Here is a 10,646-nt window from a genome sequence, read left to right as displayed (position 1 = left end):
GCGGTCCGGCAAGACCGCCCCTGACATGCCAGCAGCCAACTACACTCCCGACGATGCCTCTGACCAGGCCAGATAGCGAAACGCTGCTGGAGTACTAGGACCCAGGGCGGAGGGCTCATGACCGATGGTCCCGGCGCAGACGGGCTGCCTACGCTGCCGAGTGGATCGACGCAGAACAGGACGCCACCTGGGGGGCCACCATGCCGGTCGACGGCCGCAGCCACATCCGCATCGCCCGCCCGTCCCGGGACCTGGCGGCGGCGGAGCGCTTCTGGGGTGAGGGGCTAGGACTCGGCGTCGTATGGCGGGCGGTGGGCGGCCCCGAAACCGGCGAGCACGACCTGCTGATGCTCGGCTGGCCGGACGCCGACTGGCATCTGGAACTCGTCCACCAGCCCGCCCACCCCGTTGAGCCCCGGCCGACGGAGGAGGACCTCCTCGTCGTCTACGTGGACGGTCCCGTGCCGGACGACCTGGTGGCCAGCCTGGAAGAACACGGGGGCAAGCGGGTGCTGTCACCCAACCCGTACTGGAACGAGTGGGGTGTCACGATCGAGGACCCGGACGGATACCGGCTGGTGCTGTGCAGCAGAGGCTGGTCCAACGACGCCTAGCCGGTCAGGCCGTACGCGCCTTGCCCCCCGCGACCGGGGCAGCGGCATCGGTGTCCGCCGCCGAACCCGACGCCTCCTTCACCCAGGCCTCCAGGCACATCACGAACTCGGTCGCCCGGTCGGCCCAGTTGAGGTCGGCGAGTGCCGCCTCCCAGCCACGTGTGGCCGCGTGCAGGCGGGTCTCCGGGTCGGAGCGCAGGCGCCGTACGGCGTCCGCGGCGGTGGCCGGGTCCTCGTACGGTACGACGAGACCGCAGCCGTAGCGTTCGACCAGGTCGGCCGCGAGCGGGGTGGGCGTGGTGACGAGGGGGACGCCGTGGGCCATGTACTCCACGGCTTTGGTGGGCCGTGAGTGGCGGTAGTTGGGCTGGTCGTGGAGGAGGGAGAGGCCGGCCAGGGCGCCGGAGAGCCGGTCGAGGGCGCGGTCGTTGGGCAAGTACCCGTGCCAGCGCAGTACGCCGTCCCGGTCGGCCTCGGTGAGCGCGCCCCGCACCTCGGGGTCCGCGGCGCCGATCACCTCGACGTGGACGTCGGGCGCCAGCAGCCGTGCCGTCTCGATGAGGTCCAGCGCGCCCCGCGCCCGGGAGAGGTGCCCGAGGTAGACCACCCGATCGTCGCCCGGCGGCTCGGGCGGCTCGGGCGAGACCGCCGTGAGGTTGGCCACCACGGGATGCGGGCGGCGGAAACGCCGCTGGTAGGCGTCCTCGGCGAGCAGCAGCCGCAGTCGCCGCTCCGCCAGCCGTTCCGCCGCCCGTACAGCCAGCCGCAGCGGCGGCCGCAGCGGTCGTGGCAGCCAGCGCTTCATCTCCAGCGCCGCCGCCGTGTCCTCGTGCACGTCCCACACGGTGACGGGAGTGCGTCCCGCGCGCCGCCAGCGGCGCAGCGTGCCCGGCAGTGCGAGCAGCAGCTCCGGGTCGTGCAGCAGGACGACGTCCGCCTGCGGTCCCCGCTCGGCGAGCAGGACGCGGGCCGCGCGCAGTGCCGCCCGGCGGTCCCGGCCGGCGGCCCTCGGCAGGTCCACGCCCTCGACGTACGGCCGTGGGGTCACCTCGCGGGCCGCGAACGGCGCGGCGTACACGACGCGGTGACCGTGCTCCCGCAGGGCGGCGATCTGCCGGTGCAGGATCCGGGCGTCCTCGGGGTGATGGACGACGGTGACGACGAGTATCCGCATCAGAGCACGCACCTTTCGACTGCCCCGAGAACAACCGACCCCGAGGGGGCCGGCTAGAGCACTTCCACATCCGGCCGGAAGATCCGCCCCCGGGTGTCGAACAGCAGCCGGGCCGCGTCACCGAGGGCGGGCAGGTCGTAGGCCGAGTGGTCCTGGAGCAGGATCGTCAGGTCCTGCTCGCGCACCGCCGCCATGACGTCGTCGACCCGCGGCACGCTCGCCCCGTCCACCGACCACAGCCGTACATGCGGGTCGTGGAAGGAGACCTCGGCCTCCCGCTCCCGTAGCAGCCGCGCCACCGGCACCGCGGGCGACTCCCGCTGGTCCGCCACGTCCGGCTTGTAGGTGACTCCTAGCAGCAGCACCCGGGAGCCGCGCAGCGGCCGGCCGGCGGTGTTGAGGAGGTCCTGGGCGCGGCGCACCACGTACTCGGGCATCCGCCGGTTGATCTCCTGGGCGAGCTCGACGAACCGGAACTCGTAGCCGAGCGACGAACGCACCTTGTACGACAGGTAGTTGGGGTCGATGGGGATGCAGTGCCCGCCGACCCCGGGACTGGGCCGGAACGCCTGGAAGCCGAAGGGCTTCGTGCCGGCGCAGCGGATCGCGTCCCACAGGTCGACGTGCAACTCGTGGCTGATCACGGCGAGTTCGTTGACCAGGGCGATGTTCACATGCCGGTAGGTGTTCTCCAGCAGCTTGGCCATCTCGGCCTCGCGGGTGCCCTTCGCCTGGACGACGGTGTCGACGAGCTTGCCGTAGAAGGCGACCGCGCGCGCCGCGCAGGACGGGGTGCAGCCGCCGACCACCTTCGGCGTGGTGCGCAGCCCGTGTGTGGTGTTGCCGGGGTCGATGCGCTCGGGTGAGAAGGCCAGCGCGAAGTCGACGCCGGCGCGCAGCCCCGACTCCTCCAGGAGCGGCCGTACGACCTCCTCGGTGGTTCCCGGATAGGTGGTCGACTCCAGTACGACCAGCTGTCCGGGCCGCAGCCGTCCCGCCACCGTGCGCACCGCGGCCCTGACCGCGCTCAGATCCGGGCCGCCGTCCTCGCTGAGCGGGGTCGGCACACAGATGACCACGGTTTGCGCACGCGCCAGACAGGCGTCGTCCGTGTACGCCGTGAAACCGGCCGCCCGCATCCGGCGGACGTCCTCGTCGGAGACGTCGTCGACGTGCGAGTGCCCGGTGTTGAGCGCCTCCACGACGCGGGGGTCGCGGTCGAGGCCCACGACTCTCAGGCCGATCGACGCCGCCTCACGCGCGAGCGGCAGCCCGACGTATCCGAGCCCGATCACCGCGAGTTCGACGCGATCGGGCGGTTCTGCCTCTCCGAGAGGTTCGCTCTCCTCCCCGAGAGGCTCAGTCTCTTCCCCGAGCGGTCCGGTCTCTTCCCCGAGCTGTCCGGTCTGTTCGGCCTGCATGGGACTCACCCCGCCTCAAGGCATCCAAGGGCGCGGTACGCCTCACGGGTTGTGGCGGCGACCCGCTTCCAGGTGCGGTCACGCGCGACCATCGCGCGGGCGGCTGCTCCCCATTCGGTCCGCCGCTTTTTACTGTAAATGAGCATTTCAAGTTTATCAGCCCAGGAATATGGCGATTTGACAGGAATTAGCCCTCCGCTCACCTCTGGCTCGATCAGCTCTCTCAGTGCGGCGAGATCACTGGCGACCACGGGGACACCGCTCGCCATCGCCTCCACCGGCTTGAGCGGAGTCACCAGCCGGCAGACCCGCTCGTCGGTGCGCGGTACCGCGAACACATCCAACACGGCGTGGAAATCGCGGACTTGGGCGTGCGGCACCCGGCCGGTGAACAGCGCGGTCCCGTCGTCCAGGCCCAGCCGGGCGGCCAGCCGTTCCAGCGCCGGGCGCTCCGGACCGTCGCCGACGATCAGCAACCGCACCGGCAGACCACGCCGCCGCAGCTCTTCACCCGCATGGAGCAATGTGCCGATCCCCTCGTGCGGGGTGAGACTGCCGACCGTGCCGACCACGAACTCGTCCGGCGCGATCCCCAACCGGGCGCGCACGACCGCCCCGTCCGGCAGCGGAGCAAGGAAGGCGTCGTCCACGGCGTTGGGCACGAGGAGAACCCGTTCCTCGGGCACCCCGCGGCCCACGATCTCGGCCCGCATCGCCTCACCGAGCGTCAGCACCAGATCGGCCTCTCGCATGCAGAACGTCTCCAGGGCGCGCCGCGCCCGGTACGTCTCGTCGTCCCGGCCGCGGCCCGGCGCCTGCGTCAGCCAGGTCTCCTCCAAGAAGCCCCGCACCTCGTAGACCACCGGCAGCCCGTAGGTCTCCCGCAGGGCGAGCGCCACACGCCCGTTTCCGTGGTCGGTCGCCGCGTGCAGTACGGCGGGCCGCAGCCGTTCCACCAGTCGGGCGGCCAGTTCGGCGTTGCGTGCCAGCGCGGCCGCCTGCCCGTACGGCAGCCGCGGCGGCAGCAGCCGGTGCTGTGGCACCCCGCCCACGTGCTGCGTCGGGCGGGCGTCCAGTACTCCCGCCGTCACGGGGAAGCCGATCCGTGTCACCACGTGCGGGTCCAGTCCGGCCGCCAGCTGCGCCTCGGCCAGCTTCTGTGTGCGCACGGTGTAGCCGGCGTGCCGGAACGGCAGTCCGTTGGTGACCAGATGGAGCACCCGGCCCGGCACGGGACGAAAGCGCCGGCCGGGCGGTGCGGGCACCCGTACGGCGGACGGGGTCGCAGTCGGTCCGGCGGCGCGGGCGCGCCCGGCGAGCCGCAGTTCGAGCGGCCGCAATCCACGCCGGATGCGCCCCGGCAGCAGGCGCACGGCCAGCAGAACAGCCCGCTGCGGATCCTGGCGCAGTTCGCCAAGAGCGACGGAGGCGGCCAGACTGAGGGCGAGAATGGCATTACGTGACATATCGCAACGGTAGGTTGCAATGCTGGGCAAATGCCCACCAACCCTGACTGTCCCAACGACACCGGCTGAAAGCGCCCGTAGGCGACCGAGCCATCGATAGGGGAGCCCGATGAACGGCTGCGTACTCCATGTGGTCGGCACCCGGCCGAACTTCGTCAAGGCCGCCCCGGTCGTCGCCGCCCTCGGCGCGGCGGGCTGCGACCAGGTGCTGGTGCACACCGGGCAGCACTACGACGAGCGGATGTCGGACATCTTCTTCCGGCAACTCGGCCTGCCCGAACCCGACACCGACCTAGGCGTCGGCTCCGGCAGCCACGCCCGGCAGACCGCGGACCTGCTGGTGGCCCTGGAGGGCGAACTGACCGCCCGCGCACCCGCGCTCGTCACGGTGTACGGCGACGTGAACTCGACGCTGGCCGCGGCGCTGGTCGCCGCCAAACTGGACGTGCCGGTGGCGCACGTCGAAGCCGGGCTGCGCAGTTTCGACATGACGATGCCGGAGGAGGTCAACCGGCGCCTCGTCGACCAGCTGGCGGAGCTGCTGTTCGTCACGAGCCCCGAGGCCGTCGGCCATCTCGCCCGCGAGGGCATCGCCGCCGAGCGGGTGCACCTCGTCGGCAATCCCATGATCGACACCCTGCTCACCCATATGGAGCACTTCGACCCGGTCACCGCCCGTGCGGCACACGCACTGCCCGAACGCTACGGCGTCGTCACCCTGCACCGGCCCGCCAACGTCGACGACCCGGAGGCCGCCGCGGCCGCCGCACGCGTCCTGGCCGAGGCCGCCCGCCATCTAGACCTGGTCGTACCGCTGCATCCGCGCGGCCGGGCCGCGCTGCGGGCGGCGGGCCTCGCGGACGCGCCGGGCATCCACCTGCTCGACCCGCTCGGCTACGTCGAGTTCATGAGCCTCGTCCGCGGAGCCGCCGCCGTGATCACGGACTCGGGCGGCGTCCAGGAGGAGACGACCGTCCTGGGCGTCCCCTGCCTGACCCTGCGCACCACGACCGAACGCCCGGTCACGGTCACCCACGGCACCAACCGGCTGGTCAGCCACGGGGAGTTGGTGCCCGCACTGCGCAAGGTGCTGGACGGCGGGGGAGCCGGCCCGGGGGAGGGACCACCGCTGTGGGACGGCAGGGCGGGCGGCCGGATCGCCCGCGTCATCACCGCGTGGCTGGAGCGCCATGGCTGACGACACGCGGACGTACGACGACGCGGGGACCCACGGCCGCCCACGGACGTACGGCGACACACAGGCCTTCGGTGACAGGCAGACATACGACGACACCCGGACCTACTGGGACACCCGCCACGCAGACCACGACGACCTCGCCTCCGGCGCGCACATCGGGCTCGACCGGCCGGGCAACGAGATCTTCTACGCCCAGCGGCTCGGCACGCTGCTCTCCCTCATCGGTGACCTGTCCAGCACCGCCGCCCCGCTGTTCACGCTCGACGCCGGCTGCGGCAAGGGGTACTTCGCCCGCGCCCTGGCCCGCTGCGGCCATCGGGTCGACGCCTTCGACACCAGTCCGCACGCGATCGACCACGCCCGCGCCGAGGGCGGCGGCCCGCGCTACGCACTCTGCGCGCTCGACGAGTGGCGCAGTCCCTGGCCGTACGACATCGTTGTCTGTGTCGACGTCCTGTTCCATGTGCTCGACGACGAGGAGTGGGCGGCCGGTCTGCGCAACCTGGCCTCCCTGGTCCGTGTCGCCGGCCGGCTGATCGTCACCGACACCGTCACCGAAGCCGTCGGCGGCGAGGACACCGCAGGGCCCGTCACTGACGGCGACTACATCACGTACCGCCCGACCGGCGCCTACCGTGCCGAACTCGAGCCCCTCGGTCTGCGGCACACCCTCTCCAGGCCGTACGGCTTCCGCGAGGACCGGGTCGGCTTCCACGTCTTCACGAGGACCCACTGATGCGTCTGACCGACCTGCTCCATCCGCACCTCGACGGCGTCACGACGGTGGTGGACACGACGCGCGGTGGCCTGCGCCTGGAGCCGTACCTGCATCTGCCGCCGGGCGTCGCCCTTCGCGACGACCGTGACAACGACGAACAGCCCGTCACCGAGGGCGAGTTGGCCCTCCTCTCGTACGGACCCGACGCCGAGCTGCACGGGAGCGAGGATGCCTGCCGCGCCGTGCTGGCCCGGATGCGGCCCGGCGCGCGTGGCCTGATCGTGTTCGGTCACCGCGGCTTTGAACTCCCCTTTCACCGGCTCCTCGACGACCTGGTCGCCCACCGCTGCCAGGTCCTGCGCGCGGCGCCTCTCGACTACGTCCATCTGCACGCCGGCGCGGTCATCGCCCGCACCGACGAACTCCTGCCGCCGCACGACTTCTTCGGCCGTCCCGTCCCGTCCGACGGCTACGTCACCGCGCTGCGGATCGCCGACGAGTACGTCTTCGCCGACCTGGCGTCCCGCTCCCTGCGCGCCCGCGCGCTCGACCTGGAGCGGACGGTCGAGGAGGCGGAGCGCGTCCGCGGTGCCGCCGGGCAGGACGGGGTCGCCGAGCGGCTCGCCACCGCCGTACGGGAGAAGGAGCAGCTGGCCGCAGCGCTGCGGGCCGCCCGGGACCGGGTCGACGTGCTGCAGGCCCGCGTGGCCATGCTGGAGGGCTCGACCTCGCTGCGGGTGGGAAAGGCGCTGGTGACGGCCGCGCGGTCGCCGAAGCGGGGCGCGGCGCGGCTGCCGGGGGAGTTGTACGGACTGTGGCGCGGGCGGCGCCGCTCCACCGGGCGGACGCCCGACAACGCACCGAGGCCGCAGGCCGGGCCGGACGCGCCCGTCGACGACCGGTTCCACCTCGCCCATCGCGCCCTGACCGCGGCTCCCCGCGACCGACTCGTCATGGCCGGCGTGCTCACCGCCGCCACGGCCGAGGACTTCGCGGCGGACGTCGTCGTCAACCGGCTGCTGCCGCACGACGGACGGCTGCTCCTGCGCCGCACCGACCCCGATGTGCTCGTCGTCCAGCTGAGCGCCTGCACGGGCGACGGACCCTGGTGGCAAACCGGCACCGGTATCGCCCCCGACCTGGACCGGACCCTCGCCGAACTGCTCACCGAGGCAAGGGTGCTGGAGCGACGGACAGTGCTGTGGCGGGACGGTCCCGCCTCCACCGCGCCCGGGCTCGCCCGGCTCGCCTGGGACGCCGTCGTCGACGCGGACACCGGCGTTCGGCTCGCCCGGCTCGACCCGGCAGTCGAGGGCCGGGAACGGCTGCGCGAGCTGTTCCGGGAGGACAGCACCCGGGTACGGCTGTCGCGGCTCGCGCGGCTGGCCGGCGCCCCCGATCCGCTGGACGAGCGGCGTGTCGCGGTGCTGGCCGCGCCCCGGGACCGTACCGACGTCGCCCGGCTCGTCGGGCAGGTGCTCGGCCAGCTGCACCGCCCGGTCGAGGTCGTCGTGCCCGATCCGGCGGGGCTCGACGAACTCACCGCCGCCGGCGTGACGGTACGCCGGGGGCAGCCGCTCGCGCCCTGGGTCGCCGACTGGACCGACCTCACCGAGGACCGGCCGGACACCCTCCTCCTCGATCTCATGTGCGCCCAGGAGCACTCCGGCGCCGACGCGGTGGGCCACACGCCGACCGCCGACGACTACGTCTTCGTACCGTCGCTGCGACCGCTGCTGGTACGCCGCTCGCTGTACATGTCCGGTACGGATCCCGGCAGTTGGTCCGGGCAAGGGCACCGTCTGTTCGCCGTGCGCGGGAAGGAGCCGTCATGAGCCGTACGCTGCGGGCGCTCGTCTACGGCGACGTCGACCTCAACCTCATCGACGGCTCCGCCGTGTGGGCCCAGTCGACGGTGCAGGCCCTGTCCCGGGCGGGCTGCGAGGCCCGGCTCGTCCTCAAGTCGCCGGTGCGCACCGGCCGGTTGACCGATCCGCTGGCCGAGCTGCCCGGGGTCACACTGGTGCGCCCGTACGAGGAGCGGCTGCTGCCGGGGCTCGCCGACCGGCCCATGTCACCGGTGCAGGCCTCGGAGGTGCTCGCCCGGCTCGACAACGACGAGCCCTGTGATCTGCTGGTGCTGCGGGGTCGGCGGCTGGTCACCCGGATCGTGGCAGACGGCGTCTTCGACGGGCGGATCTGGGCCTACCTCACCGACATCCCGCAGTCGGCCGCCGAGATGACCGAGGCGGCCCGTGCGGACCTCGTCCGCATCGCGCAGGCCTCGCACCGGCTGCTGTGCCAGACCGAGGAACTGCGCTGCTTCCTGGAGACCTGGGTGCCCGAGGCCTGCGGCAAGTGCGTGCTCAGCCCGCCCGCCGTGCCCGAGCCGGGCTTCCCGGTGCCGGACCGGAACGGCCCGCACGAGCCGCTGCGGCTCGTCTACACCGGCAAGTTCGCACCCCGCTGGAACACGCTGCCCATGACCCGGCTCCCGGAACTGCTCGCCGAACGCGGTGTCCCGGCCGAACTGCACACCGTCGGTGACAAGATCCACGACGATCCCGGCCACCCCGGCTTCCAGGCCGCGATGGCGCGTGCGCTGGCCGCCACGCCCGGCGTCCTCCATCACGGCGGACAGCCGCGCGAGGAGGCCATGCGCATCGCCGCGGACTGCGACGTCGGCCTCGGCTGGCGGGACCCGGTGCTCGACTCCAGCCTCGAACTGTCCACCAAGGTCCTGGAGTTCGGCGCCCTGGGCCTGCCCGTGGTCCTCAACCGCACTCCGGCGCACGAGGCGTTGCTCGGCACCGACTATCCCTTGTTCGTGCCCGGACGCGCCGGACTCGACGACGCCGCCGAAGCCGTCGCACGCTCCGTCCGCGAGCCCGAAGCCCGGCGTCTGGCGGCCGACCGCTGCCGCGCGGCGGCCCGGCAGTACACCCTGGACGGCGCGGCCGCCCGCTGGCGTGCCCACCTCGGCCGGGCCTTCCCCGCCGCACCCACCCAGGTGACGGCACGTCAGCAACCCCTGCGGGTGGGCATCGCCGGGCACGACCTGAAGTTCCTCACCCGGCTGCTCGACCACTTCCGTTCCCTGCCGGGTCTGGACGTACGGGTCGACGCCTGGTCCGCGCTGGCCCGGCACGACCCGGACGCCAGCCGTGAACTCGCCGACTGGGCGGACGTGGTGGTCGTCGAGTGGTGCGGTCCGGCCGCCGTCTGGTACAGCCGCCACAAGCGGCGCGGCAGCCGGCTGATCGTACGCCTGCACCGCTTCGAGCTCGACGCGCCGTGGCCCCGGCAGGTCGACATCGACGCGGTCGACCGGGTGGTGTGCGTCAGCCCGTACTACGCCCGCCGCACCCGCGAGCACACCGGCTGGCCGGCGTCGAAGGTCGTGGTCGTGCCCAACTGGGTGGACACCGACCAGCTCGACCGCCCGAAGGCACCCGGTGCCCACCACCGCCTCGGCATGATCGGCATCGCGCCCAGCCGCAAACGCCTCGACCTCGGCCTCGACGTGCTGGAGGCGCTGCGCGCCCGCGACCGCCGCTGGCATCTGTCGGTCAAGTCGAAGCCGCCGTGGGAGTACTGGTGGATCTGGAACAAGCCCGAGGAGCGCGCGCACTACGACGCGGTGCTGCGCCGGATGCAGACATCGCCGCTGCTCGAAGGGGCCGTCGTCTTCGACAGGTTCGGGCCGGACGTGGCGGGCTGGCTGCGCCGGGTCGGGCACGTCCTGTCCACCAGCGACGACGAGAGCTTCCACCTCGCGCCCGCGGAGGGGATGGCCTCGGGTGCCGTGCCCTCGCTGCTGCCGTGGCCCGGGGCCGACGAGATCTACGACAAGCGGTGGATCCACGACGACCCCGAGGCGATGGTGGACGCGATCGCCGCGCTGGGGGAGGACGGGTGGCGGTCCGCCGCCGAGCTGGCCCGTACGCAGGTGCGGGAGGGCTTCGCCCTGGACCGGGTCGCCGAGACCTGGACGGAGTTGTTGTGTGCGCCGTGATTCACCTGCGGGCCGGTGGGGGCTGATCGCGCAGTTCGCC

Annotated in this window: 8 protein-coding genes; 5 read left to right on the top strand and 3 right to left on the bottom strand. The window is 72.7% G+C overall.

Going from position 1 to position 10,646, the window contains the following annotated elements; genetic code table 11:
* Positions 1-200 precede the first annotated feature (200 nt).
* Entirely contained in the window at positions 201-614 is a 414-nt protein-coding gene (locus IF78_RS0113095; RefSeq protein ID WP_031480715.1) for a VOC family protein, read from the top strand.
* A gap of 4 nt (positions 615-618) precedes the next feature.
* Here the strand turns inward: IF78_RS0113095 and IF78_RS0113090 are convergent, their stop codons facing one another.
* From IF78_RS0113090 to IF78_RS0113080, 3 genes are read right to left on the bottom strand one after another with little or no spacing between them, the layout of a single operon-like run.
* A complete protein-coding gene (locus IF78_RS0113090) occupies positions 619-1,788 on the bottom strand; it encodes a glycosyltransferase family protein (RefSeq protein WP_051827771.1) in 1,170 nt (389 codons plus the stop codon).
* Positions 1,789-1,841: 53 nt separating this feature from the next.
* Entirely contained in the window at positions 1,842-3,209 is a 1,368-nt protein-coding gene (locus tag IF78_RS0113085) for a nucleotide sugar dehydrogenase (RefSeq protein WP_078662418.1), read from the bottom strand.
* A 5-nt stretch (positions 3,210-3,214) separates the two neighbouring features.
* Positions 3,215-4,675 (bottom strand): glycosyltransferase family 4 protein, encoded by a 1,461-nt coding sequence (locus IF78_RS0113080; protein ID WP_031498273.1) that lies wholly within the window; start codon positions 4,673-4,675, stop codon positions 3,215-3,217.
* A gap of 109 nt (positions 4,676-4,784) precedes the next feature.
* Between IF78_RS0113080 and wecB the strand changes: the two genes are divergently transcribed.
* The 4 genes from wecB to IF78_RS0113060 are packed head-to-tail and all read left to right on the top strand — an operon-like array spanning position 4,785 to position 10,606.
* Positions 4,785-5,873 (top strand): non-hydrolyzing UDP-N-acetylglucosamine 2-epimerase, encoded by a 1,089-nt coding sequence (gene wecB / locus IF78_RS0113075; RefSeq protein WP_031480723.1) that lies wholly within the window; start codon positions 4,785-4,787, stop codon positions 5,871-5,873.
* Positions 5,866-6,609, top strand: a complete 744-nt coding sequence (locus IF78_RS0113070) for a class I SAM-dependent methyltransferase (RefSeq protein ID WP_031480725.1) — start codon at positions 5,866-5,868, stop codon at positions 6,607-6,609. The genes wecB and IF78_RS0113070 overlap by 8 nt, the downstream gene beginning before the upstream one ends.
* The gene (locus IF78_RS44980; RefSeq protein ID WP_051827769.1) at positions 6,609-8,426 is read left to right on the top strand and encodes a hypothetical protein; all 1,818 of its coding nucleotides are present in this window, start codon (positions 6,609-6,611) and stop codon (positions 8,424-8,426) included. The genes IF78_RS0113070 and IF78_RS44980 overlap by 1 nt, the downstream gene beginning before the upstream one ends.
* Complete coding sequence (locus IF78_RS0113060) at positions 8,423-10,606, top strand: glycosyltransferase (protein ID WP_031480729.1); 2,184 nt, start codon at positions 8,423-8,425, stop codon at positions 10,604-10,606. The genes IF78_RS44980 and IF78_RS0113060 overlap by 4 nt, the downstream gene beginning before the upstream one ends.
* Positions 10,607-10,646: the final 40 nt, after the last annotated feature.

The sequence above is a fragment of the Streptomyces bicolor genome, assembly GCF_000719285.1.
Taxonomy (GTDB): Bacteria; Actinomycetota; Actinomycetes; order Streptomycetales; family Streptomycetaceae; genus Streptomyces; species Streptomyces bicolor.
Note: the sequence above shows the minus strand (reverse complement) of the source record. Positions and strands in the feature narration are given on the sequence as shown.

Coding starts and splice junctions, on each gene's coding strand:
- IF78_RS0113095 (WP_031480715.1), top strand. CDS start 201: ATGCCGGTCGACGGCCGCAGCCACATCCGCATCGCCCGCCCGTCCCGG.
- IF78_RS0113090 (WP_051827771.1), bottom strand. CDS start 1,788: ATGCGGATACTCGTCGTCACCGTCGTCCATCACCCCGAGGACGCCCGG.
- IF78_RS0113085 (WP_078662418.1), bottom strand. CDS start 3,209: ATGCAGGCCGAACAGACCGGACAGCTCGGGGAAGAGACCGGACCGCTC.
- IF78_RS0113080 (WP_031498273.1), bottom strand. CDS start 4,675: ATGTCACGTAATGCCATTCTCGCCCTCAGTCTGGCCGCCTCCGTCGCT.
- wecB (WP_031480723.1), top strand. CDS start 4,785: ATGAACGGCTGCGTACTCCATGTGGTCGGCACCCGGCCGAACTTCGTC.
- IF78_RS0113070 (WP_031480725.1), top strand. CDS start 5,866: ATGGCTGACGACACGCGGACGTACGACGACGCGGGGACCCACGGCCGC.
- IF78_RS44980 (WP_051827769.1), top strand. CDS start 6,609: ATGCGTCTGACCGACCTGCTCCATCCGCACCTCGACGGCGTCACGACG.
- IF78_RS0113060 (WP_031480729.1), top strand. CDS start 8,423: ATGAGCCGTACGCTGCGGGCGCTCGTCTACGGCGACGTCGACCTCAAC.